The 25561-nt window shown below is 42.3% G+C and carries 18 protein-coding genes and 2 pseudogenes; 14 read left to right on the plus strand and 6 right to left on the minus strand.

The features are described 5' to 3' along the window. Positions 1 to 148 precede the first annotated feature (148 nt). The 7 genes from A8140_RS10205 to A8140_RS10235 all read left to right on the plus strand — a co-directional run bounded on the left by A8140_RS10205 (position 149) and on the right by A8140_RS10235 (position 6839). Positions 149 to 1408 carry a dicarboxylate/amino acid:cation symporter gene (locus A8140_RS10205; protein WP_005530490.1) on the plus strand — a complete coding sequence of 420 codons (1260 nt, stop codon included), beginning with the start codon at positions 149 to 151 and terminating at the stop codon, positions 1406 to 1408. A gap of 477 nt (positions 1409 to 1885) precedes the next feature. Beyond that, a complete protein-coding gene (locus A8140_RS10210) occupies positions 1886 to 4438 on the plus strand; it encodes a response regulator (protein WP_038862766.1) in 2553 nt (850 codons plus the stop codon). A 94-nt stretch (positions 4439 to 4532) separates the two neighbouring features. Further along, a complete protein-coding gene (locus A8140_RS10215; protein WP_029388840.1) occupies positions 4533 to 4775 on the plus strand; it encodes a hypothetical protein in 243 nt (80 codons plus the stop codon). A 130-nt stretch (positions 4776 to 4905) separates the two neighbouring features. After that, the gene (locus A8140_RS10220; protein ID WP_005535117.1) at positions 4906 to 5478 is read left to right on the plus strand and encodes a septation protein A; all 573 of its coding nucleotides are present in this window, start codon (positions 4906 to 4908) and stop codon (positions 5476 to 5478) included. A 143-nt stretch (positions 5479 to 5621) separates the two neighbouring features. Continuing rightward, on the plus strand, positions 5622 to 6017 hold the full coding sequence (gene yciA / locus A8140_RS10225; protein WP_005535115.1) for an acyl-CoA thioester hydrolase YciA: 396 nt from the start codon (positions 5622 to 5624) through the stop codon (positions 6015 to 6017). Between the two features lie 120 nt (positions 6018 to 6137). Next, on the plus strand, positions 6138 to 6434 hold the full coding sequence (locus A8140_RS10230) for a YciI family protein (RefSeq protein WP_005535113.1): 297 nt from the start codon (positions 6138 to 6140) through the stop codon (positions 6432 to 6434). A 3-nt stretch (positions 6435 to 6437) separates the two neighbouring features. Further along, positions 6438 to 6839 (plus strand): GspS/AspS pilotin family protein, encoded by a 402-nt coding sequence (locus A8140_RS10235; RefSeq protein ID WP_005535111.1) that lies wholly within the window; start codon positions 6438 to 6440, stop codon positions 6837 to 6839. A 95-nt stretch (positions 6840 to 6934) separates the two neighbouring features. Here A8140_RS10235 and A8140_RS10240 read toward each other — a convergent pair. Then, positions 6935 to 7426 (minus strand): annotated as a pseudogene (locus tag A8140_RS10240) (5-methyltetrahydropteroyltriglutamate--homocysteine S-methyltransferase); the annotation flags it as partial. Between the two features lie 231 nt (positions 7427 to 7657). Between A8140_RS10240 and metR the strand changes: the two are divergent. Continuing rightward, positions 7658 to 8569 (plus strand): HTH-type transcriptional regulator MetR, encoded by a 912-nt coding sequence (metR, locus tag A8140_RS10245; protein WP_005535106.1) that lies wholly within the window; start codon positions 7658 to 7660, stop codon positions 8567 to 8569. Between the two features lie 23 nt (positions 8570 to 8592). Here the strand turns inward: metR and A8140_RS10250 are convergent, their stop codons facing one another. From A8140_RS10250 to A8140_RS25595, 4 genes and pseudogenes are all read right to left on the minus strand, one after another. Next, a complete protein-coding gene (locus A8140_RS10250) occupies positions 8593 to 8793 on the minus strand; it encodes a DUF4250 domain-containing protein (protein ID WP_005445023.1) in 201 nt (66 codons plus the stop codon). A 184-nt stretch (positions 8794 to 8977) separates the two neighbouring features. Then, positions 8978 to 9688, minus strand: coding sequence for a hypothetical protein (locus A8140_RS10255; RefSeq protein ID WP_005535104.1), 711 nt, complete (start codon positions 9686 to 9688; stop codon positions 8978 to 8980). An 88-nt stretch (positions 9689 to 9776) separates the two neighbouring features. After that, on the minus strand, positions 9777 to 9941 hold the full coding sequence (locus A8140_RS25590) for a hypothetical protein (protein ID WP_231708891.1): 165 nt from the start codon (positions 9939 to 9941) through the stop codon (positions 9777 to 9779). 82 nt (positions 9942 to 10023) lie between these two features. Next, positions 10024 to 11051, minus strand: a pseudogene (locus A8140_RS25595) (PAS domain S-box protein); the annotation flags it as partial. A 412-nt stretch (positions 11052 to 11463) separates the two neighbouring features. Between A8140_RS25595 and A8140_RS10265 the strand changes: the two are divergent. From A8140_RS10265 to A8140_RS10295, 6 genes are all read left to right on the plus strand, one after another. Continuing rightward, a complete protein-coding gene (locus A8140_RS10265) occupies positions 11464 to 13827 on the plus strand; it encodes a YgiQ family radical SAM protein (protein WP_005535102.1) in 2364 nt (787 codons plus the stop codon). Between the two features lie 286 nt (positions 13828 to 14113). Next, a complete protein-coding gene (locus A8140_RS10270) occupies positions 14114 to 17623 on the plus strand; it encodes a T6SS effector BTH_I2691 family protein (protein ID WP_033000530.1) in 3510 nt (1169 codons plus the stop codon). Positions 17624 to 17626: 3 nt separating this feature from the next. Then, complete coding sequence (locus A8140_RS10275) at positions 17627 to 18580, plus strand: APC family permease (RefSeq protein ID WP_005535097.1); 954 nt, start codon at positions 17627 to 17629, stop codon at positions 18578 to 18580. Positions 18581 to 18875: 295 nt separating this feature from the next. After that, on the plus strand, positions 18876 to 19358 hold the full coding sequence (locus tag A8140_RS10280; RefSeq protein WP_005535095.1) for a hypothetical protein: 483 nt from the start codon (positions 18876 to 18878) through the stop codon (positions 19356 to 19358). A 602-nt stretch (positions 19359 to 19960) separates the two neighbouring features. Further along, on the plus strand, positions 19961 to 21874 hold the full coding sequence (locus A8140_RS10285; protein WP_005535093.1) for a hypothetical protein: 1914 nt from the start codon (positions 19961 to 19963) through the stop codon (positions 21872 to 21874). Positions 21875 to 22606: 732 nt separating this feature from the next. Next, on the plus strand, positions 22607 to 24466 hold the full coding sequence (locus A8140_RS10295; protein WP_005535085.1) for a M4 family metallopeptidase: 1860 nt from the start codon (positions 22607 to 22609) through the stop codon (positions 24464 to 24466). 155 nt (positions 24467 to 24621) lie between these two features. On the opposite strand, the gene A8140_RS10300 is transcribed toward A8140_RS10295, so the two are convergent. Next, positions 24622 to 25437, minus strand: a complete 816-nt coding sequence (locus A8140_RS10300) for a TauD/TfdA dioxygenase family protein (RefSeq protein ID WP_005535083.1) — start codon at positions 25435 to 25437, stop codon at positions 24622 to 24624. Positions 25438 to 25561 lie beyond the last annotated feature (124 nt).

Here is a 25561-nt window from a genome sequence, read left to right on the forward strand (position 1 = left end):
AATTTCCAATTAGACGGTAAGTATGTACAGAAATTGTATTGCTAATTGTGAATGATAAGTGTAAAAAGCAAGGCGAAACAATTATCCAAATAACAACTTTATATTGGTGGGTAATTTTAGGATTTTACACATTATTAGCACAGAGGTTATGGAAGTGTTAAAACAAAAGAGTTTGCTAAACAACATTGGCGTGCAAGTCGTCATTGCAATGATCGTGGGTACTGCCGTTGGTGCCTTGATGGGTCAAAGTGCGACAGTATTCGCGCCACTTGGTGCGATCTTTATCAACCTGATAAAAATGCTCGTGATCCCATTGGTTGCGGTAGCCCTTATCTCGGGCGCAGCAGGCCTTGGCAACAGCCAATCTGCAGGAAAAGTAGGCTTGGTAACCCTAGGTTACTTCTGCCTAACGTCTGCCCTAGCAGTAGCACTGGCGCTGTTCATGGGTGAAGTATTCAAACCAGGCATGGGCATCGACGTTTCTGGCGTTGAAGGTATGTTCTCGGCTGAATACGCTTCAAAAGGTGAGCTACCTACTTTCTGGGCGACCATCACTGGTATGATCCCAACCAACGTTTTCCAATCACTTAATGAAGCAAATATTCTTCAGATCCTAGTGTTCTGTATGTTCTTCGGTGTTGCGATTTCAAAACAAGAAAAAGCTCGTCGCGAGCCAATCATCAATGGTGTTAACTGCATCGTTGACGCGATGGTTTGGATGATCAACAAAGTGATGATCATTGCTCCAATTGGCGTATTCGGTCTCATGGCTGAAGCGGTAGGTACGTTTGGTTTTGGTGCCCTAATGGTGGTATTCAAACTGTTCGTTGTGTACGTAGCTGCAATCCTTGTGTTCGGTTTCGTGGTTTACCCAGCGATGGTACACATTTTCACTAAGACATCGGCGAAGAAGTTCGTGTCAGCAATGAAGAAACCACAAGCCGTTGCCCTGTCTACTGCGTCTTCAATGGCAACACTGCCAGTAACGATGGATACGTGTGAAAAAGAGCTTGGCGTTAAGAACTCGACAGCATCATTTGTTCTACCGCTTGGTGCAACCATCAACATGTCTGGTAACGCGATTTACTACGGTCTAGTAGCCATTTTCTTTGCTCAGCTGTTCAACATCGACCTAGGCATGGGCGCGTACATCGCGATCATCGTTACTTCTACACTAGGGGCTGTAGGTCAAGCAGGTGTTCCTGGTCCTTCGTTCCTAGTAGTAGCAGTACTGCTTGCTGCTGGTATTCCAATCGAAGGCCTACCACTACTGTTCGCTCTTGACCGTATCTTTGATATGATTCGTACCGCACTAAACATCACCGGTGACGCAGCATGTGCAGTGATCGTCGACGCTCTAGTGGAAGAGGGTAAGTCAGAAGAAGAGCTTAAAACTCAGAAAGCATAAAGACATTCACAGTAAAAAAGGGGCTACTAAAAGTAGCCCCTTTTTATTTAAATTAGAAAAAGTCTATATCACTTCACACAAATCAACAATCAAATATGATACTGTTTGCTTATTAATTCATTCAACTTCCCATTTCGAACCATTTGTGACTAAGTGAACAATATGCATATAGAGTCAACCATCAATATAATTCTTAAGAAATATCGACCATTAAATGCGGAAATAACCCAGCATACAAAGAACGACGATATTGTAAGTATCGTTGAAACAGAAGCTTAATAAAGTGTACAACTTCGCGAAATCAAGCATTTTACATCCGAATGTGTTTCGCTTGAACAACTTACAAGTCAAAGGAAAATTCAAAACAAAGCGGAAAAGTGACAATAATACGAAAATTTAAATAGGTCTTTACTATCTAGAAAAAATAAATAATTTTTATATAAGCAATCAATTTAAAAATAACTTGAGACTCATTAGATGACTGAAAACTTTATTACACACATGCTTTATAGTAAGGCTATCGTGTTAATACTAGTGTCTTTTCTGGTTCTAATATGGACATTTTTTTTCTTTCGAGCTCTCTACTTAAAAAAAAGGCTTAATAAAATTGTTGATTATAAACTTTACCTCCTTCACATCATAGGCCTATATTTATGGATCTTGAGCAATGCTTATTTCCATAGCGGATTATTACCACTTTACTCAAAGCAAGCAGCCATTAAAATGGCGATCATTGCAAACATATCTGCCTATATAGCATTCGCCGCAGCATATTTATTTTCATGCAGACTAAGAGCATCGATATCTGGGAAAAGACTCCCAAATTGGCAATACATAACATTGATATGCTCCGCTGCATTCACTGCTACTATGAATTCTAAGCCAAGTTTAGCTATCAACGATATAATTATTTCATCTCCGAGTAATTTCATTATAAAATTTGGCCCCGCTACTAAGATTTTTTTCTTTGTGCTTATCTTTTTAGTCGCGCAGACTTTTATTAACCTTCTTTTTTTGAGAAAGAGAACTGGGCGAATAGGACAAACCAAGTTAAATTACATGATTGCTGGTGTCGGAGTTTTCATGACTTCTACCAGTATAATACAAATGGGCTTTACCTACATACTAAACGACTTTTCTTTAACATGGATACCACCTGCGCTATCAATTAGCATTCTATTTTCAATAGGATATGCTTTACTCAACTCACGCTTTTATAGTGTGAAATACCTCCTTTTTACAATTCTTTCTTTTATTGTGACCAGTGCAATGTTCGCGCTGTCCATTTATTCCTTTATTCCTATTCTGACTCCATTCAACGATATTATCGTAGCGTGTGCACTTTGTATGTTAGTCGGTCTGAGTTGGGCTAAGGTTTTATATGTAGTGGAACGTGTTATCGCTCGTATTATCTACGGTTCACCATATACACCTGTCGAAAAAATTCTAGCACTGGAACATGATTTTCAACATTCATCTCAAGGCGCTATTAAGAAACTAGCAGAACTATTAAATATTCCACAAAAAAAATTACAACTTGTCACCAATCCGTTTCAAGACTCGGCTTACACGGAGTATTTATCCTCAAATAAAAATATTTTAATTGTTGATGAAATCGCCAATGAATTAAGCTGTTCAAAATCCAATAATGATGAAAAACTGAGTAAATTGCATACGAAAATGCACTTGAGCGAGACAGCGCTTGTTTTACCACTTTACGATCATGATACAACTATCTCCCATCTGCTACTTTCTTCGCACAAAAATGGGGGAGGATTATTTACATATGAAGAGATAAATGCGCTCAAAAAGGTCTTCTCCAAAGCGCAAACTTATATCAACGCAGATAGAAAAATCTCGCAATCACAAACTCTTGCCAATTCTATCGCTCACGAAATGCGTAACCCTCTCGCTAAAGTTCAGTTGCAATTTGAGACATTGAAACAGCATATTGAAAATCAAGCATCCGTAGAACAGATCAAACTAGATATTGAGAACGGACAGGCCGCAATTCAGCGCGGTCGTCAACTCATCGATATCATTTTGCGAGAAGTGAGTGACAGCTCCCTAGAGCGGGAACCAGTCGCCATGACCTCGATTCATAGGGCCGTTGACCAAGCCTTGAGCCGTTATGGTTTTGAGAATGAGGAAGTCATCGAAAGGATTCGTCTGTCGCAGCACAATGACTTTGTGGCAAAACTCAACGAGATCTTATTTAACTTTGTGATTTTCAATCTGATTCGTAACGCAATTTATTATTTTGACTCGTATCCGGACAGTCAAATTGAGATCAGCACGAAAACGGGCCCTTACGAGAATACGCTGATTTTCCGAGACACTGGCCCGGGTATCAATGAAACCATCTCTCACAAGATCTTTGATGACTTTTTCTCTTACCAAAAGAGCGGTGGAAGCGGCCTAGGTTTGGGCTACTGCCAGCGTGTAATGCGTTCTTTTGGCGGCAGAATTGAGTGTGAGTCTAAACTTGGCGAATTCACAGAATTTCATTTGTACTTCCCTGTTGTCCCGAATGCACCAAAAGCGGACACATTACGCACGCCTTACTTCAATGATTGGAAGCAAAATAAACGAAGTAATGAACATAAAGTCGTGCCCAACGTACAAAAGATTAACCAAGTACCAACAGTGCTTATTGTCGATGATAAAAAGGTCCAACGTGCGCTGGTTCAGATGTATTTGAACCAACTTGGCGTCAACAGCTTACAAGCAAACAATGGTGAAAATGCCGTCGAAGTGTTCAAGACAAATCACGTAGATTTCATTCTGATGGATGTACAAATGCCTGTTATGAATGGACTTGATGCAAGCCAAAAAATTAAAGAGCTGTCTCCTCAAACCCCAATTGTCGCTTTATCGGGGGAGTCTGGAGAACGCGAATTGGACATGATCAATAAAATAATGGACGGTAGGCTAGAAAAGCCAACAACGTTAAGCGCTTTACGTCATGTTCTAGGAAACTGGTTGAGTAAAGACACCGCATCGAGCGCTTGTGAAGCTGAGAGAGAATAGTTGGCACCTGATATGCATTGTTGAAGTACAAATCGAATTATCCATAGATCCAAGCCCTCTGCAGGGTGGAGGAGCAGCTTGATAAGGAGCAAACATGATGCTTCATCGACACACATATTACGGCTTGATTCATCACGGCGTTAAAACACTTTTGCTTGATCGCGTGGGTCATTACACAGAAGAAGAATATCACCAGTATCTTAACTTAATGACAGGAAAGTCTACCTGCTTCACCATGTCACATGACGAGCTGGAAGCCACCGTTGATAACCTACTACGAGAGGGTTACCTTGAAGACGTCAAGACGTTGATCACACGCTACCAAAGCGTCGCATAACCTCTGCACTCTCTCCAAAATTGCCGTCTTGATTACGGCAATTTTTTGTTTCCACTACGCTATAAATGTTCACTTTGCCACAGATTTCGCTAGACTGTCCTCAACTCAACAACTAGGTAGTGTTTGCCTCATGAAGCAAATCCTTGATTTTATCCCTCTCATCGTCTTCTTCGCCCTATACAAGATGCACGATATATACGTTGCAACTGGTGCCCTGATCTTTGCGACTGCTATTCAAATTGTATTGACGTTCGCGCTATACAAAAAAGTTGAGAAAATGCAGTTGATCACCTTTGCCATGGTGGCCATCTTCGGCGGCATGACCATCTTCCTGCACGATGAAAACTTCATAAAATGGAAAGTGACCATCGTTTATGCAATCTTCGCAATTGGTTTAGCCGTAAGCCACGCAATGGGCAAATCGGCAATCAAAGGCATGCTAGGTAAAGAAATTACCTTACCCGATGCGATTTGGACCAAGATTAACTGGGCGTGGGTCGCCTTTTTCTCGTTCTGCGCTGGCTTGAATATCTACGTTGCCTTCGAGCTTCCATTGGATGTTTGGGTGAACTTCAAAGTCTTTGGTTTGTTGATTGCGACGTTCGCTTACATGATTGCAACGGGCTTCTACATCTACAAACACATGCCAAAAGAACAGAAAGAGCAAAAAGAGAACTCATCCGATGTATCGCTTGATGATTAAAAACTCAGTTTTGCTATAATTCGTTCATATTGATAATTCACAGCGACCTTTTAGGTCGCTGTTTTGTTCTTGCTGTCTGGGCTTTTGGCGTTGCCTTATTGCAACCCTCTCAGACTGCGTTGCTAGATTTAATGGATGTCAAAATGAGTCAGGAAATTCAATCCCCTCGCGGCCAACTGCTGCTTCGCACCCTTGCTATGCCTGCCGACACTAACGCCAATGGCGATATTTTCGGTGGCTGGATCATGTCTCAGCTCGATTTAGCGGGCGGTATTCTTGCTAAAGAAATCTCTTCTGGTCGAATCGTAACGGTATCAGTATCAAGCATCACCTTTAAAAAACCCGTTCGAGTCGGCGACGTTGTATGTTGTTACGGCGAATGTACCAAAATCGGCCGCACTTCTATGAGTATTGATCTTCAAGTCTGGGTGAAGCCAATCAAAGAGCACGGTATCGAAGATCGTTTCATGGTTTGTGATGCCACGTTCAACTACGTTGCGATTGATAGCGAGGGCAAACCACGCCCAATTCAGAAGTAACGAATAACTCAATAAAACAGAAATGCTAGGAAGAGTCTCACAATTTTTCATGTTTACTTGTGAGTGGCACAAAAAAGGCGTTAAATTAAGGCTTTACCCTACCAATTAAGGAACTATGCTATGTGGTACATCATCTTTTCTCAGGACGCCGAGAATTCGCTGGAAAAACGTCTGAGTGTTCGCCCTCAACACCTTGAGCGCTTGCAACAACTTCAAGACGAAGGCCGCTTACTAACAGCAGGTCCAATGCCAGCCATCGACTCTGATAACCCGGGTGAAGCAGGCTTTACTGGCTCTACTGTAATAGCAGATTTTTCTTCTTTGGAAGAAGCCCAAGCCTGGGCAGATGCCGATCCATACATAGCGGCGGGTGTTTACGAAAAAGTCATCGTAAAACCGTTCAAGAAAGTGTTTTAAGTTATGAAAAAATTACTGTGTCTCTTCCTCGCATTTGGTGCATTAGCTGGCTGTTCATCAAATGATGATAAACAGCGCCAACTTGAGCTAATGGCTTCAAACCGTGCGGGTGTTCTTTCAGCGGGCTTACCGCTTGAATACGGTCCACTTAAGATTTTACGTATCTCGCCCAATAAAAATGTGGTTGAGATGATGATGATCTACAACGATGATGCGCTGGGTGCTAAGCCATTAAACCAAGTTGTAAATACCAGTATTTACACTTACTGCAATACACCAGCAGTGCGCGAACAGATTGATATGGGCTTGATGTACCGTATTAAGATCCGCAACTCTCGTGGCCAACTAATGGCGGATGAGTTGGTATCTGAACAAACTTGTACTGCAACTCAGCAGCCACAGTAATGCGCTTATTCGTTCACTAGAATGAGTAAGAAATCAGATAAGAAGAAAGCGAGGCTCAATGTCCTCGCTTTTTTATTTCCATTCGCTAGTAATCATTACGCGAGCTCAGTTCGTAACTTTTTCGCAGCCGAAACCAGATTGGCTAACGCCGCTTCTGTCTCAGCCCAGTTTCTCGTCTTCAAACCACAGTCTGGGTTCACCCATAAGCGCTCTACTGGCACCTTCTCTGCAGCCTTCTTCAACAGTGCTTCAATCCACTCTTGTGTCGGAATGTTCGGCGAGTGAATGTCGTAAACACCAGGGCCGATTTCGTTTGGATAATTAAACGCTTCAAACGCTTTGAGTAATTCCATATTAGAACGAGAAGTCTCGATAGTTATCACATCCGCATCCAAAGCAGCAACGGAGTCAATGATTTCGTTGAACTCACTATAGCACATGTGCGTGTGAATTTGCGTTTCAGGTTTTGCACTGGCTGCCGAGATCTTAAATGCATCCACTGCCCATTGTAGATAGGCGTCATGGTCACGCTTTTTAAGTGGTAAGCCCTCACGAATTGCAGGTTCGTCTATTTGAATGATATTGAGGTCAGTACATCGGGAATAAAATTCACCAAGATGTCTGGATGGCTAAAACCATCTCTATCACGCATGGATTGGACAACATCCAATTATTCAACTTGTTTATTAAAAAATTTCATATTGAGCGATCTCACTCGCACTAGATTAAAACAAATAGACGTCTAGACGTTTACATATCCACTTTTTCTCGTTAAGTTAATAAAGCTCATGGCAGATACATAAGGATGAAAGGGATTCATGATAGAGTTGAAACACTTACGTACCCTCACCTCGTTAAGAGATACAGGGTCACTCACTGCGACCGCGACGGCATTGCACCTAACGCAATCCGCCCTTTCACACCAAATCAAAGACCTTGAATCTCGTATTGGCGGACAGCTATTTTTGCGAAAAACCCGCCCGGTAAAGTTCACGTCTGAAGGCGAAATCTTACTTCGTCTCGCCGATGAAGTGTTGCCAAAACTCGCCAGAGCCGAAAACGAACTTGCCAGCCTCAAAGAAGACGTAAATGGCCGTTTGCATATGGCGATAGAATGTCACTCTTGCTTCCAATGGCTGATGCCTGCCCTTAAGGAATATCAACTCAATTGGCCAAGTGTCACGCTTGATTTCTCCTCTGGCTTTGGTTTTGAGCCGCTTCCCGCCTTACTTGCAGGGGAATTGGATTTGGTGATCACATCCGACATACAACCGCGCTCTGAAGTGCACTATGAGCCACTCTTTGATTTCGAAATGCGTCTGATTACTTCCACTAGTCATCCGCTAGCCGACAAAGACATCATTGAGCCAAACGATCTGGCTGACCAAACCATGCTTTCCTACCCGGTTCAGAAGCAAAGGTTAGATGTAGTAAAACACTTCTTGCAACCTGCGGGAATTGAACCTGCCAAATGGAAACAGGCAGACAATACCCTAATGCTGGTGCAAATGGTGTCGGCGGGTTTGGGCGTAGCGGCATTGCCGAATTGGGCGATATCGGAATTTTCTCGCCAAGGGCTGATCACAAGTAAACCTTTTGGTGATGGATTATGGCGTCGCTTGTTTGCTGCAACACGAAACTCGGAAAAAGATAAGCGTTACTTACAAGCCTTCTTTGCAACCGCACGCCAACAATGCAAAAGCCACCTTGACGGCATCAAGATGGCTTAGAAAATTCGGAAAGAGAGACGAGATTAGCGTTCGTAAGATTTGAATTGATTGGTGAGTGGGTCATATTGGTAACCAAGCATATCAAGCTTGCCCACCACCGATTCCACATCCATCTCATACATGGAAACCAGTTCTTCAAAGCTGTCGCACTCTAAGCGCAGCTTTTCATTAACGATACCCAGCAAGATAATGCTGTCCCAGTTACTCACATTGCTTAAGTCCATAGCGACACTCCTCTAAAACAAGGTATTCGACCTCAATTCTGTTGAGCACATGCGTCTTGGCGCGCTCTAAACAAATAGAGGCTGTTTCTAAAGCGTAGACTTAATCGGATGATTTGAAAGTGAGCTCGATCTAAATCCCGAGCTCACCAATAGGAATTCTGACAGGAATGTTATGCTAGAGGGCTTACGCACCTAGCTGAAATAGACCTTGAAGGCTAGTCATTGAAGCAAGAGCAAGCAGTAATGCCGCTGCTAACTGAACTTTGTTCGGTGCTTTATGAGTAAAGATGTGCCAGCACCAAACCACAATTGCCATAATCAGCATCGCCAATGACGCTAAGATGTGTTGCGTCACCGAGTTTAGCGTCGCTTCATCCAATTGATACGCCGAGAATAAGGCCATCACGACCAACAACATCCCCGATACCACGCCAGTCACAGGCAAAATACGGTGGAAAGCTTGCAGACGGCTACGTGCAATAACCAGAAGCAGTTGAGCAAATGCCGCACCTAAGAAGAAGATCATCAGTGCCATTGACGCTGAAGCGGCCCAATGCGGTTGTTCGAACACTTGAATACTCACATAAGCAAACGCCAAGCCGTTCGCCAAATGCAGTGCCCATAACGGACCTTTTTCACGAGTCTTTTTAGTTTGAACTTGAGAGTAGAAATAGAAGATCGCGAACACGACCATAAAAGCTTCAATACGCAATGAAGCCACTGCTAACCAAAGAATACCAATTGATGGCAACATCTTGTGCAAACGACCACGTTGACCCGGACAGATATCGCCCTTAATCAACAGCAAGGTCAACAGCGCTTGCGCGCCAAACAGCATTGGAGGAAAAGTTAACAGCAGTTGTTGAATCATGTTGAATGCAAACTCAAAAGTCATTTTGGGGTGGCGATAATAGCAAATCGCCTACCGCCAAACCACCTAAACCCAACATGGCTTTTAGTTATTACTCATGGGTAAGCATCCATTAGAGTGAAGCCAAATAACCCAGCACATCCTCTTGAGTCAGTAAGCCACGATACTCGTTTTGCGAGTCACATAAAATCCATGGGAACTTGACCCTCGCTTTAGCTAAGGCTTTCACTTCAGATACGGGCAAGCTCGCATCCACTCGTTCAAACTCCGTATTCATTATTTGGTTAACCGGACGCTTCCAGATACGATTCTCTCGCTCCGATTCCAGATCCGTCCCCATCGCGGGTGTTAAATGTAAATTGAATCAATCTCAGAGGGCTGAGCCATTGGCAACGAGGCGTTTGCAAACAGACGGCGAAAACATCTTTAGATAACTGACCCACAATACTCGTGTGGCGACTTCACATTAAAAAATCGCGAACCCAAGTTGCTGTTCAAGCGCCGTTTTTTCCGAGAAACAGGGGCGCAGAGCCATAACAATGCTCAAATCTTTGTTACTGTTTTCTCGTGCTAAATTTCCAAGCTGCGTTTCAAACTCATCACGTGGAGGCAAAAAGGCAGAATATTGTTGGGTTTGCTCACCCACTTTCTTCATCCAAAGCAGAGAAGCAGAGATATCCGTCGAAACGCCAAGATACAGGGTTCGACCAGACGTAAAGTTAAGACGATAAATACACAAATGGTGCGCTTGATGGTTTCCTTTTGAAGTGCGATTTAATAAGTTACCGCTCCAGTAGCCTGCTTGGTCAATCTGCTCCCACATGTCGTCGTAGAAAGCTTGGCTATGATGGTCCGAGCTAAAAATGTTGGTTTTCAAACCGATGATATCGCGATTTTCGTACCCCATCTGTTGTTCAAAAGCCCGATTACAACCCATAATTCGAGTATCTTGGTCAGCAATCAATATCCCCACATTGGGCAAGTCAAAAATGGTTTCGAGGATTTTCGCCAATTCCTCACTTCCAGTGATCGTCAATTGAGGAATTACGATACCTTGAACAATGTGATCATTCAGGCGCTCAAAGCTCATATCGACGTGAACGAGCATGTCTTCGTTTGGCATTAAGCAACAAGACAAGTTGCCATGTCCTCCATGACGCTCTATCTGAGCAATTTTTTCTCTTGCAGCGTCTTGTTGCCCTAACTACATATGCTCCAGCAATTCATCCAACCCGCTAATCTGTTTCTTTAAACCAAATGCGGACATCATGCCCTTTTGGTCACATTCAAATTCTCGGGTCTGGATATCGTAAGACCAATCGATAACTTGAGAATGACCGGATGCGGGCTGCACTTCTCCTTGTGGAATAGACACTAATTCACTCATAACCTAGCCCCCTGTTTGTATCAGCCATGAATATGAATATTGGCTACCCACGGTGTCGCCTGATTTTGCTGTAGTTTTATGATTACAAAGTGGTCAAACACCACTTGGAACGTCGATACGCTCGGTCAATATTTAAAGTCAAAATGACGTGTTTATTAGCATGCGCTTAATTAAATTATAGAAAGAGTTTTTGATAAGCACACTATTGCTCAACAATAAATTTTCATCGTCTGCAAAGCCAATAACCATAAGGCTTTGAAGGACATAACGTAGTAAAAACCACCAGCCTAATTGCGAGTTATTTTCATCTAGCAATAAAATTTACTGAACTAAGCTTGATATGGGGACTTGGGTATAGATACCTGATTATCAAATCGCTATAATTCGCGCTCCCTGGAACAGAGAGCAAAATATGACCAACGACATTACTCCTATTCATGAGTACAAAAAATACTGGGCTGAGTGTTTTGGTACGGCACCTTTCTTGCCGACCAGCCGCAAAGAAATGGACGCCCTAGGATGGGATAGTTGTGACATTATCATTGTCACGGGTGACGCGTACGTGGACCACCCGAGCTTTGGTATGGCGATCATTGGCCGTCTTCTGGAAGCACAAGGCTTCCGTGTCGGTATCATTGCTCAACCAGAATGGAACAACAAAGATGCTTTCATGCAGCTTGGTAAGCCAAATCTGTTCTTCGGGATCACCGCGGGTAACATGGACTCGATGATCAACCGTTATACAGCGGACAAAAAGCTTCGTCACGATGATGCGTACACGCCAAACAACGAAGGCGGCAAGCGTCCAGATCGTGCAACCTTGGTATATTCACAGCGTTGTCGTGAATCCTACAAAGGCACGCCTATTGTTCTTGGCGGTATCGAAGCAAGTCTGCGTCGTGTGGCTCACTACGATTACTGGTCAGACAAAGTTCGTCGCTCTGTGCTGTTCGATGCGAAAGCGGACATTCTTCTTTTCGGTAACGCTGAGCGTGCCCTAGTAGAAGTCGCACATCGTCTTGCTGATGGCGAAGACATTTCGACCATGACCAACATTCGCGGTACTGCGGTTAACCTGCCAGCAGAGCCAGAAGGTTACACCGTTATCGATTCTTCTCGTATTGAGAAACCTCGTAAAGAAGCGTTCGTACCAAAGAACCCTTACGAAGTGGAAACTCAGTGCGATACCAAAAAAGAAGAGCCTGTTGCACAGCCAATCACGATTCGCCCATCACGTCATGATGCAGCGAACACAGCTGTGCGCCTACCAGCCTTCGAAAAACTGCACAACGACCGCATTCTTTATGCTCATGCCAGCCGTGTTCTGCACTTAGAAACTAACCCATATTCGGGTCGTGCTCTACTGCAACGTCATGGTGACCGTGAACTTTGGGTAAACCAAGCGCCAATCCCTCTGACTACAGAAGAGATGGACTACGTATTCGGCCTATCGTACGCGCGTGTTCCTCACCCTATGTATGGCAAAGCAAAGATCCCTGCTTACGACATGATCAAAACTTCGGTTAACATCATGCGTGGTTGTTTTGGTGGCTGTTCTTTCTGTTCGATTACTGAGCACGAAGGCCGTATCATTCAAAACCGTTCACAAGAATCCATCATCAATGAGTTGGAAGAAATCCGCGACAAAGTGCCTGGCTTTACCGGTACAATTTCTGACTTGGGTGGTCCAACGGCAAACATGTACCGTCTTGGCTGTAGCGATCCAAAAGCAGAAGCAAACTGTCGTCGCCCTTCTTGTGTGTTCCCGGGTATCTGTAACAAGCTAAACACGGACCACAAGCACACCATCGACCTTTACCGTGCAGCGCGTAAAGTAGAGGGCGTGAAGAAAGTTATGATCGCATCCGGCGTACGTTACGACCTCGCGATTGAATCACCAGAATACGTGAAAGAGCTGGTAACTCACCACGTAGGCGGTTACCTGAAAATTGCTCCTGAGCACACAGAAAAAGGTCCACTGGATCTAATGATGAAGCCGGGCATGGGTACTTACGATCGCTTTAAAGAGATGTTTGAGAAGTACAGCGCAGAAGCGGGTAAAAAACAATACCTGATCCCTTACTTCATTTCTGCGCACCCGGGTACAGAAGACGAAGACATGCTGAACTTGGCTCTATGGCTGAAGAAGAACAACTTCGAGTGTGACCAAGTACAGAACTTCTACCCATCGCCAATGTGTAACGCAACGTCGATGTACTACTCAGAGACAAACCCTCTAAAACGCGTGAAATACAAGAAACGTGAAGATGTGCCAGTGGCCAAAGGTGAACGTCAACGTCGCCTACATAAAGCCCTGCTTCGCTACCACGATCCTGATAACTGGCCAATGATCCGTGAAGCGCTGATCAACATGGGTAAAAAGCACCTTATTGGTGACAAGACAACGTGTCTAGTTCCTGCAGAAGACATTGATGCGCAAACGCCAGCACAACGTCGTAAGTCTGGTCGACACGGCGCAAATCGTTTTGCAACCAAACACACCAAGAACCAACCGGGGTTCGGTGGCCACTTGAACAAACGCTCTGAAGGTGGCTCACGCGACGGCAAGCCATCTGGCAACCGCAACGGTTCAGGTAAAGCTCAAGGCGGACAAAACGGCCAAGGTCGTGGCAACCAAAACGGTCAGCGTCCTAATACGGGATCACGTCCTGGTAGTAACAACCAAAACCGCTCCAACGGTGCGGGCTCACAAGGCCAAGGTCGTCCTCAAGGTCAAGGTAAACCAACGGGTCAACGCAAACCTAAGCGCCGTTAATTCAATAGAGCTTGAATAGTAAACTTGAATATTAAAAAGGGCTTCAGAGGTTACTCTGAAGCCCTTTTGTTTTGTCTGGATAATCATTGTTCTTTAGAACGAGCTCTTTCAACCACACTTATTCTCTTTCGATACAAAAAATGGTATTCGCCAACCAACTTATTGGAAAAAAAACAACTTTTTGGTGATAGCAGAATTTAAAAAGAATTAAACCATTGGTTTTCATATATTTTATTTTGGTGCGATATTTGCCTAATGAAGGAAAACTCTTAAACATAGGCTAACGATGAGCAATCCACTTCCCCCGAAAACTTCGATGTTTTGGCACGACAACAGCTATACCCACGAAGAAGCTGTTCAGGCATTTGAAAGCGATGGCACGTTGAAATCTCTGAATACCGTTCCAACCACCGCATCCGACGATATGGCTGGCTCACCTCCAGAGCGCAGTATGTTTTGGGAGGGAGAAACAAAAAAAATCGATCCGCCACCGCCGTCTGAACCAGAACCTCTCAATTTAAAAACCGAGAAAGAACCAACAGAGGCTTTACCGGCACACTTCATCCCTGTTCGCTACGCCATCGATCAGCTAGAAACAGAAGAAACACAACCTTTTGGTTTGCCTGACGAGTGGAAAGGCCAAGGCCCAGCCAAACTCAATACCGTTGGCTACACCTTGCGTCAGCTTCGCGATGGTTGGTTGTATGTCTATGATGCAATCAACAAAAGCCTAGACGAATACGAAGTCAAAGGAACGCAATTCACGCTCTACAAGCTGGGAGAGTCGGAAAGCCCAGAATCCGAACAGCGTGGTACCCCAGAAGGCGCAAAACCTTTTCTTACTTACGAAGATGGGAGCGTGCTGTCGATCTGTTACTCTGAACACCGCTGGACATGGAACATGTTCATGCGCGTCCTTAACAATCCGAGTAATCATATCGATCGCATGCAGACTGTTGTTCTGTCTGCAAACGAGAATCAGCACAACATTGCACCCATAGATAAGTTAACTCAAGTGGCTGATATTGAATCTTCTGCCGTTGATGATGGCCGTTTTGCGGATTCTGGCATCGCCACCAAAGCTGATGAAGATGGTTCTACCTTTAAACCTGTCGCAGCCGAGAGCGAGTTAACCTCTGCAATTCCAGAAGAAGAATCGGGCTACTTTGTCGCGATAAAAGATTACGCCGCAGACATTCAAGATATGTCGCTGCATTTTGTTGGTGCCGCAAGCCCATACCGCCTTTTCACTGACCAGTTTTCAAACCAGTGGAACTTGATGCAGACCGCCATGCAACTGTGCATGTTCGGGGCAATTGACGAGATAGACATGCCAGCTAGCGTTAAGCGTAACAGCGAAGAGCTGTCGTTTTATACCGACATGGCAGAATATTATGACTCCTCGAGTCAACTTGATTTGGCAGAGCAGAATAAAAGCTCAGTTCAATCAGGCTATCCTGCTAAATTTTCCGCCGGAGCGATTGAATCACACCAACATACCCAAAGTGACATTGCCAAAGCAATACAGGACAAATATCGAATTTCTGCAAGCCGATTTGGTAAATACGAACAATGGATAGCGACTGAGCGATGGCGCAAGCAGCTCAACTGGAAGCAGATGCTGAGTGAGATGCAGGAGCTGTCAGAACAAAAAGAAACCATGCTTGCCGAAGTTGTCTCAGTAAAAAGCGACTTTATTGCTGTAATGGAGTCTTTGACACCGCATCACCTCGAGAGAACCTTCGACCTATACAGTGAAGACACACAATACAGCTTGTATCAACTTCATAAACAAGCCGTTGAGTCATTTACTTTAGTGATGCAAGAAGAAGACCGCCAATGGGCTGAAAGCCAATGGGAAAAACCAACCAGTTTACTTTCACTCTATGCCTCAGGGTTTAGTCGAAGTTTATTTAAAGTAATAGAGAAGAATATTACTGAGGCGCAGAATGAACGGTCGATCGCCTCAGAAAATTCTGCCCCTGATAATCAGTTGATGGACCAGATCTCTGCTACAAGCAACCGTGTGAGCATGTACTCTAAGATCATGGATTTTGTTTCCAACCCAAACACTGCGGAAACGGACTTTCTCAAGGATATCGCCAAAGGTTTCCAAGAGCTGGACATTATCTTTAAATCTGCAATAGGTGCACTTGCAAAAGGAGTTTTAGAGTTTGGCGTTAGCATGACTTCACAAGCATCGATTATGCTGATGCCTGTTTTTGCTAAACCTCTGAACCGCCATAGCTATTATTTGTTTGCCGTCATAGCAGAGCATATGGCACACAATATGCCTGTTACTGTAAATGAAAGCTACGCTCGCGATTTTAAAAAATGGAAAACACGCGTAAATGATTACCCAAGTGAGCTCAAGAAAAACGATGCGGTCATTGCTGACTTCCAGAAAAACAACCGCAAAGCCGACTCTAGATACAAAACAGCTTTAAAAAATAAAAAGAGAATTAAGAAGGCACTCGCTGTGGCTACATTGGAGTACCCACAGTATATTGAATTACCCGATGATCTGCCTCAAAAAACCGTCGAACTGCGAATGCGACTCGTGACTAATAAGCTCAATGATTTGAATAAACTGTTCGAGAATGCAGGTGGCCTAGGCTTTATGGCATTAGTATTTAACTGCATCGCGCTTGGTGATGCCATGAGTAGTATCCAAGACACTGGGTTAATGTCCTCAGATGAATTTTTAGATATCCAGCAAAAGCTTTTATATACAGCCAACGCTTGGACGGGGATTCGTACGGGTAAATTATGGGATAGTGTGAAGGGTGATCCTCGGTTAAGGTCACATTCATATAAAGCATTAAAAGAGTTAGTAAATAATAATGCTCGTGGTTTTGATAACTTGATCCTTGATGACTTAAAGGTATTCAATAAATGGCTAGCTGTAACCGGAGTTATTGGTGCTCTTGCTTCAGGTATAGAGGCCTATCGCTCATGGCAGAAAATAGACAACCTTCATGGAACAGCTAGAGTTGTGGAGTACTTCAACTTTGCATCTTTAGTTGGACTTACAGCAGTAGGGACCTTTCAAGCTGTAGGAGGAATAACTGGCGTATGGTCAGCAAATATCCTGTTTGGAGGTCCGATCATGTTTGTCATTATGGGCCTTACTGCAGTTTACCTTCTTAGTAATCATATAATGAGTAAACTTAAACAAGACGATTATCAAAAATGGTTAGATAAACTTCCTTGGGGCTATCACCCAGATAAAGCCCTGTGGAGTCAATCCTCAAGCTTGGTAGAGAGAGAAAAGCATAATTCTTCTTTAGTGCAAGAGGCTCTTTTTGAGTTAAAAACCATAATGGATAAACCTTTGATCTGCCAAATACCATTGATGCGTACCGTTCCGAATTCAACAACACAGTATCCAGCAGCAAAACAAGAATTGTTTGGTATTGAGCTACATATCCAAGTTCCCACCAATACAGCAAGAGATGGAATAAAACTTCGGACAAATACTTCTGTAACAGAGGGAGGACTGGAGTCGGGAGCTTGGCACACTGGAGTAGATCTAGAAACGTTGGATAGTTCAACAGATTCCTCAGATTCTCAAAGCGTCTATAAATTGACTTTACCAATGAAAGACTCGGCTAAATATTTAGCATTTGAGATAGAATACATTCTTGATGAGAAGAGCGAATTTAACCGTAAGTACTGGTTCCAAAATAATGCAAAACAGCGTGCAACTTATACGGCAATTTCAGACAATACCAAACAAGCAACGATCAGAAGTTCATTATCTCCAATTAATAGTGAACTTAGCTTACAGGAGTAACCTTTGGCTTATTTACCTTTCTATATTACCCCAGAAGAATTTTCAGCGTACCAAGAAGAGCAGGAGCAAAAAATTCTTAATGGGATGAATCTGACAGTCTGGCATAAGCACGATATTGAAGAGCCTTTTCGATACTTATACCTATCAATTGCTATAGCTGCTGTCAGCCCATTATTTTTCCTTACCTATTTCCTACATGATAGTAGTGAAATGATCTTAACTTACATTTTATCGGGGCTGACGATAATCATGTCTGGAGTGTCTTATCTGACATTTGGTTTGGACAATCGGTATGATTACACCTTCTCCGATCGCGGGTTAGTTATAAAAAAACGACGTAATTTACCGAATTGGGTAAACTCCGCGGCTCAAGTCATGGGCTGGATTGGAGCAATAGTTTGTGTCGTGATGGTTGGAGTTGCTGGACCGATAGTTCTTGTCGGAGCTGGTGGCTTTATATTGGTTTCATTTGGTATGCTGAAACGCAAGCCTGATGAGCCAACAGAAGTGAGAGTTGGAGAGCGAGAAGACTGGCTCTTTGCTGATTACAATAAGAAAAGAAAAGTGATTAAGTTCTTCTTTAAGCATGACACATGCGAATACATTAATATGGAACATACTAAGATTTCACGCTTACACAACCGATTCCACTATTACGTATTTTTCAAAACCGTATCTGACTTAGAGTCTATGGTCAATCAGCTAACCACGGAATATAAGCTTGACTGTACAGAAGTCACAGACCACAAAAAGCTATTTGAAGCTAAGCCAGAGGCTAGACTGTTTGGTACGCCAGTTTGTTATAAAGAATATCAAACCGATGAGGTATTTGATTTAAGGGCGTCAAATGCCCCGCTCCCAGAGCAAGAATACCTTTACAACGGCAAGTGGCAAACGGAATCTGAAATTGAACGCTTAAAAGCGGCTGGTGAACAGCAAGCTACTTCCAATTCATAAACAGTGAAAAGGGCTCCAGAGGTAATTTCGGAGCCCTTTTATTCTGTCTTTGGTTCATATTACTATCACTGCGACGCCATAAAGAACTGCACACTAGGAACCCAATCGTCCCGAAGCTGCCTCTTTGGAGCATCATGTTATCTCTTTCTATAATCGCAGTGAGGGAAGGAAGCAGTTGATGTCTAGCCATCTACTGACAGTAGGAATACTAATAAGTGAATTGACGCAACATTGACATAATTAATCTAAATCAATTTTACTGTGTTTCGCATAAGCAAAAATAGGAAGTATAAGTATGTCAAACAAGAACTATGTAACCATCTTAATGCTACTTTGCGCCTTTTCCACGAGCGCGAGTGCAGAAAGCAAAGACGACATTGATAACATAAAAAATAAAATCGGTGATATCCAAGATAGCATCTCTCAATCGCAAGACACCATGCAATTTGTGAGATCAGTTTCCGGCTCAACTTTTGTACCAGAACCTAAACACAGTAAAGATATGCCCTCTTACAGTTACTTCACGATAGAGAGCTACGACATATTCAGCAGCCCTTCAGGCAAACGCATGATTCAAGCCGTTATCACCAACAACTCAGGCGGTGGTATTCAGCTCAAGACATCCCAAATCAAAGCGTACTTTGGTGGCCAAGTATACTTATCCCCTTCTTCAATTGAGCAGAACGATAAGTTCGCTCAAGGAGAAACAAAATCCGTCACTTTATATTTTGATGAGAATAGCGCTTCTATCCTTGGTCTAATGACCAGAAATTACTAAGCGGTTTTAGGGCCAAAGCTTTTTCCTATAACCGGCGGTAAAAAGACTGATGCGCAAAATTTTATAGTCCCATTGAGCCATCAGTTTCCAAGAAATCATACATTACTTAGGCTTCAGAGGTAACTCTGGGGCTTTTTTGTCTTAGAGCATTGGTCTTAAACCTACCCTTCACTCTACAGAAACCAACCTTAGTGGAAGTCATTTCAAGCAAATAAATATCGTTTCTATTAGTCTATTAGTCCCTCACCCGAAGTCCAACCAGTTAAACTATCAGAGCCTGAGACGAATCTTTTCGTCTCTAAGTTCAGAATAGCGCTCCTCTAACTAATGATTCTTTATGATTTAAGAACTGACTATCTCTGAATAATATTTCTCATAAATACATATCATAAAAATAAAAACTATTATTTTTAATAATTCCCCATAAAAAATCGAAAACCCATAAAATTACACATTTCGCAAGCTAACTAAAATAAAAATCAATAAATCGAATTCTCTACATTTAAATTTGATATGCAACTAGACTTCTGTATGATGCGTCAAACTAAAACTACAAAACGTAACAACGGTATTAGTAAATATCGTTCTAAAGAGAGTCAGTTATGCCCAAAAATTTCTTCTTTTTCATATTAACGTTTTTACTATCAATAAAAACTGCACACGCTACCTCCCTTTCTGACAATTTAAAAGACCATATATATTCTAGTGAATTAGGTGTTTATCATTCTAGCCTTAATAATGAAGAGTCAGAAGAGTTGCTCCTCAAGCAATTAGAGGTTGCGAATGAATGTACTGTCAGTCCCGGATACTGTGAGCATGCGATATACTCGCTTTTAATTACAGCACAGATAAAAGTAAGGGAGACGGGTTCCACACTCGCTCAGCAAGAACTGCTTTATCTTCAAGATGCATATACTCAGTTAGAACAAGGTGGCGAAAACCTCACAGCATTCGATGTTCCATTGAGCTTTGTGAACATACGAATAAGCCTAATGAAGCAAGAGCTTCTTAAAGACATATTAATAGCGAACGCACAAGCAACGCCCATAGAGTTTAAAGGAGCTTATGCCACATTACTCAAAGAATTAGAGAATAATCAATTTGAACGTCTTGATATTCCTTTCTTATCGGAAAATTTTAATTTTGAAAACAATCTCTCTAGGGCTTACCTACTATTATTACAATCCATTTTGAGTAGCTACTCTCAAGGTAATATTTTAAGCCTGCAAATGAATGAACTAATGAGTTCTACAATCGGAGAAACATTAAACAAGCCAGGTAGAGCGGTGCGCTGTGAAAGTTGTACAACATCCTTTATTGTAGAGTATTATAACGATTATTCACCCATTAAAAGCTACGGTGAAACAAGCGTGGCTGAATTTGTATCCAAAAGATCACTCGCAATAGAGGGATTCGATAATTATCGCATTGCCTTCCCACACTATTACGTCCGTGAAATTATCCCTTTTTTACTGGGTTTAAAAACATATGTGCATGAGAATGCGCCTTATTTTATCGATCGCAGTCGAAATTTGAATGACTTAAGTGATAACGAACGTCTCATGATTTTTAAAGAAATCAAAGATGCAATTAAAAGTGAAGGCGTAGAACTGAGCTTATCGAGTATTGCAAATATGACATTCAGGTGGCTTACTGCTACTGGTCAAATGGAATCTTTACTTTCTTCAGGAGTTAAACTGGCGTCTCTTCGCTCAGGTCAGTTTGATCCTGGTTCCCATAATAAAATTTTTGCGGTAAATATTTTTACAAATGTTGTGTTGAAGAAAATACCAAGAATACTTGAAGGTGAGGTGTTAAGGTATGGATGTAGCAGGAGTGAGTGGCGACTACCTACTGTTTTATATATGTTACTAGAGGATAGGTGTGTATTTACTCCCACTTTCAAAAAAGGTGTATTTTCTATCACAGCTTCTACGACTTTCCATGAACAAGATGAGTCAGAATACGTGCTCTCTGTCTATCATAAGCCGACGAACACAACATTATTCAGCAAGACAATCTCTAACAAGCAAGAAATAAGGCTTTACAGAGCAGCACTTGGTGCCTTTAGTACCAAAGATTTAATCCTTTACATTCATAATAATAACCCTGAGGTAAGAGAAGACATAGCATCAATTCAACTTTCCGACCTCATGTTTGAAACTGGTTTTGGTGGGGTTATAAAAAACAATGTGTTTTATTTTGTTAGAAAACTTAAAACGCCTGAGTTCAATCAATTCAGAGCGGAAGATTATGGTTGTCCATTTGTTCAAAGGACCAAAGAGCAACAGATAGATTGTCTCAGAGACACACTTAACACACATCGGCTGCCAAGTTACTTCTATAAAAATATGGAGTCTATTGGCCCTGCTTTTTCTGGATTACATACTTCGCTCGAAGACATCATTAAAAGTGAAGATCGTGCTAAAAAAGAAGCGGAGAGACTGGCAATAGAGGAGCTAGTAGAAAACGCACTGAGTGGACAAGGATGGGGCTCAGGAAACGGCCCTTACTGACTATAAGTTGATAATTATACCTACTGTATATCTGTTTTGACAAAGTTGATATAAAGAGCGAACTCTCCCTAGTTCAGAATGACGAAAATGGCTCCAGATCTTAATCAGGAGCCATTTTTAGTAGTATTAAACTTAAAAAGAAACCGATAACCACCCGTCAGATAGAACTCATAAAATATTACAACAGTCTTTATCTGCCCTCTTAATCCTATTAACATCGGAATAGACTTGGTTTTAAAATAGATATCTTTATTCCTAGTAAATAGGAATAAATATAAAACCATTCCCCCTCCCTTTCTCGACATTGACACAGTCTAGGAACCAATATTACCTATAGATTTATAAAATCAGATAAATCATGAATCTAAAACGGAGTTTTAATTTATCTCCTCGTATCAAAACCAATAAAATCATCATTTAATGGCTATGTTAAAAATGAAGCGAAGTGGAAATTTCTTTCATAATAAATACAGACACCTAGAAAGACAAACGTCACAAACTTGTAACTTTTTTGAAGAGTTAAATATTCAATTCAAATAAATAGATATATTTTACAAGTCTCAAAATCAGTAAAAAACCACTATATATTTGACCTTCTCTCTCATTTTATTTTCTTACCTGCATAAAAAAACAAAATATCAAAAAACTGATAATTTACATTTTTAAAACATCTGATTGTAGATAATTTGTAATTTCCTGTAGGGTTAAATTCTCTACCCAAAAGGTTAAATTATGAAAAAAAATACTATTCTTAAAAATGCATTATTTGGCATGGCCTGCCTCTCTTCATCGACGTCTTTTTCAGCAGAAACTATTGACCTAGAGGAAATAAACATTGGAGCGGGTGAAATTTCGCAACTCAAAGCGTTATTATCTCTAGAACCGTCTAGTGAACTCAATTTAGAATTGACGCAAGAGCTCCCTGATGGCACAACGAGACAAAAGTTTAGCCAACGGTACAATAACACCGATATCAAATCAGCTATTGTGACGATCCGTGTCGCCCCTCAAATGCCAAGCCGCTTCCTAGAAGCACATGGTGTGGTCGTCAAAGGCTTAGCTCAAGACCTTTCTGAAGAAACCTCTGTTATTGGCTCAGACGCTATCAAAGAGCTCGTGATAAATCGTCGTAATTTAAGTCAAGAGCAACAAAACTCAATCAAGATTAAGCGACTCATCGAACTCGATACCAACCAACAAGCTAAGTACGTTTACGAATTAAATTTTATTAAAGTCGAAGGCAACACGATCAGCCGACCATTCGTGATTATAGACGCTAAAACTGGCGCTCTAATCAGAGAATGGGACGGAATGCACCATGCAATGGCCCCAGCTCTAGGTAGTGGTATTGGCGGCAATGAGAAAACACAATCTTATCGTTATGGTACGGATTACGAGCACCTGAGTATTACAAAAGAAGGAAACCGCTGTTACCTTGATAATGATAAGGTGATGACAGTTGATATGCGCTATAGCTGGGATTTGGAGCAGGAACAAAAGCCATACTCTTATCTTTGTTACGACGAAAAAAATACCAATGATCGACGCTTCGTTAACGGTGCTTATTCTGCGCTTAATGATGCTCATTACTTTGGCAATGTGATATACCGTTTGTATCAGGATTGGCTTAATACCGCTCCCCTAACCTTTAAACTCAAAATGCGTGTCCATTTTGGTTATAAATTTGAAAACGCGTTTTGGGATGGTGAAGCCATGACCTTTGGAGATGGTGACACCACATTTTACCCGCTTGTCGACATCAACGTTAGTACTCACGAGGTGAGTCATGGCTTTACGGAACAAAACTCAAATCTTGAGTACAATAATCAATCTGGAGGCATCAACGAGGCGTTTTCTGACATCGCTGGCGAGGCAGCAGAATTCTATATGAAAGGCTCTGTTGACTGGGTTGTTGGATCAGACATTACCAAAGGGGAAGGCGGGTTACGCTACTTTGATCAGCCAGAGAAGGATGGTCGCTCCATTGGACACTTTCGTGATTACCGTGATGGGATGAATGTTCATTTGAGTAGTGGCATTTTTAACAAGGCATTCTATCTATTGGTCACACGCAACAACTGGGACATCAAAGACGCATTTAGGGTTTTTGCTTTAGCTAATCAGCTTTATTGGCACGAGCAATCGACGTTTAACCATGCGGCTTGCGGTGTGAAACGTGCTGCCAAAGACTTACAACTTGAGCAAAGAGATATTATTGATGCATTTTACAGCGTTGGGGTAAATGCAATATGTGCGCTACCTTCAGACATTACTGAACTGAGACTCGGAACGCCGCTTGAGGAACTGCAAGGAGACAAAGGTCAAGATTATTACTATTCCGTGTTAGTTCCTCCAGGTAAAGATAAGCTGGTTATAGATTTAGAGCGCTCAGATTACCAAAGTGATAACGATGCGGACTTATTCGTTAGCTTTGAGGAAAAACCCACTTCAATTGAAGCGCAATGTCAGTCCAAAACCTATGAAAGCAAAGAGCAATGTAGCTTCAACAACCCGGAAGCAGGTGTATACCTGATCTTAGTTAGAGGATACTTTAACTTTGAAAACTACCAATTAACGGCTCGTATTGAGTAGTTACCCCAAAACTAAGCTGGTCTCTATGCTAGACCAGCTTATGATTCCTTACATACCTTTGCCTATATCTGGACCCAATCAATTTCAAATGCCGAGTGCACAGCAATGTCACAGAATTTTCTAGCTTAAGTTAAACTCGGCAGGAAGCTTGTGAACTACACAAAAGTGACGCGATGCATCTTCCTTGGTTGGTCCCCATAATCGATGACCGCGTAATGTTGAGTGCAACGATTATCCCAAATCGCTACAGAACCTGGTTGCCACTTAAACCGAACTTGGTATTCTGGCTGGCGAGCAATCGCAAACAATTCGTTTAACAGCTGCTTACCTTCCGTATGCCCCACTTCATTGATATGACGAGTAAACTGCTCATTAATAAATAGGGTTTCCTTGCCCGTTTCCGGGTGTATTTTTATCACTGGGTGCACAACGGGTGGATTTAGATGAGAAACTTCAAGCAGTCGATGATGCCAATCAAGCTCAATATCTTCCTCAGCAACCTCTTCAAAGGCAGTAAGAGAATGGGTTGCAGACAACTGTCTTAACTTCGTTTTCATCGTATTGTCGAGCGCATCAAAAACGGCAGTCATAGAAACCCAAATCGTATCTCCGCCAGTATTCGGGACGTGTTGAGCATGCAGAATCGCCCCTTTAGAAGGCTGCTCTCTCCACGTTAAATCGGTATGCCAGTAACTCTCGAGTGGCGCATTGCCTTTGGTGGTTTCAATAATACTGACTTGAGGCGAGGACTCGACGTTGGGAAAGAAGGGATGAGCAGGCTCCAACTCCCCAAAGTACTGAGCCAGTTCTAACTGCTGCTCAGGTGACATAGTTTGACCATCAAAAAAGATAACTTGATGCTCTATTAGGGCTTGATAAATTCCTTCCAGATCTTCTGCATTGCAGTTGGCCAAATCTATGCCATGAATACGCGCACCGATATGCGGAGTGATTGGCTCAATCTCTATCATTACAACTCTCTTGATGTTGATTCTTATCAGACTACAAAGACCATAGCATGCACGAATTACTTTCAATTGATTTGAGTTTTAGATGTCTTTGATATGCGCCACTCTCAATGAGGCAAGATTCAAG

It is taken from the genome of Vibrio campbellii CAIM 519 = NBRC 15631 = ATCC 25920, assembly GCF_002163755.1.
In the GTDB taxonomy this organism is placed as follows: domain Bacteria; phylum Pseudomonadota; class Gammaproteobacteria; order Enterobacterales; family Vibrionaceae; genus Vibrio; species Vibrio campbellii.